Annotated in this window: 1 protein-coding gene; it reads left to right on the plus strand. The window is 66.6% G+C overall.

Annotated features, from left to right (window positions below; translation table 11 throughout):
- Nucleotides 1-1,053, plus strand: a 1,053-nt coding sequence (locus tag ACFX59_RS18225) for a YDG domain-containing protein (RefSeq protein WP_387434466.1), incomplete at both ends; no start/stop codon positions are given.

The following is a 1,053-nucleotide window of genomic DNA, read 5'->3' on the forward strand; positions in this document are numbered from 1 at the left end:
TCGGGCAAGATCAGCGGCGACGTCGTCACCCTGAACGTCTCGGGCGCGACGGGCAGCTTTGCGAGCCGGAACGTGGCTCGCGACGCCAATGGTGCAGTTACTGCCCAGACAGTGACGCTGAGCACGTCGGGCTCGCTGAGCGGCGCGGATGCGAGCAACTACATCTTCTCAGCCAGCGCTCCGACGACGATGGCGACGATCACGCCCGCGACATTGACGGTGTCGGGTGCGATCGTCAGCGCGAAGACCTATGACGGCACCACCGCCGCGGCCCTGGCGAACGGCATATTGTCTGGCGTGATCGGGCAGGACAACGTGACGCTGAGCGGTGGCGGAGCTTTTGCCGACAAAAATGCGGGTTCCGGCAAGAGCGTGACGACGGCCTATGTGCTGGGCGGCTCGGATGAGGGCAACTACATCCTTACGCAGCCGACAGGGCTGACGGGTACGATCAATGCCAAGGCGCTGACGATCACCGCGCCGAGCATCGCGGCCAAGACCTATGACGGCACGACCAATGCGGGGGCGCTGACGCTGGGTACGCTGTCGGGCTTTGTGGGCAGCGAGACGGTAACGGCGACCGGGACGGCGGGTGCCTTGTCGAGCGCCAATGCCGGGAGCCGTACGGCCGATGTCAGCTACACGCTGGCGAACGGGACCAATGGCGGCCTGGCGTCGAACTACACGCTGGCGACGACGACGGGTGTGACGGCGCTGGTGAATGCCAAGGCGCTGACGATCACCGCGCCGAGCATCGCGGTGAAAACCTATGACGGGACGACAGGGGCGGGGGCGCTGACGCAGGGTACGCTGTCGGGCTTCGTGGGCAGCGAGACGGTGACGGCGACCGGCACGGCGGGTGCCTTGTCGAGCGCGAATGCCGGGAGCCGTACGGCCGATGTCAGCTATACGCTGGCCAACGGGACCAATGGCGGCCTGGCGTCGAACTATACGCTGGCGACGACGACGGGCGTGTCGGCGCTGGTGAATGCCAAGGCGCTGACGATCACCGCGCCGAGCATCGCGGCCAAGACCTATGACGGCACGACAGGG

Source organism: Sphingomonas sp. NCPPB 2930 (assembly GCF_042867205.1).
Lineage (GTDB): Bacteria > Pseudomonadota > Alphaproteobacteria > Sphingomonadales > Sphingomonadaceae > Sphingomonas.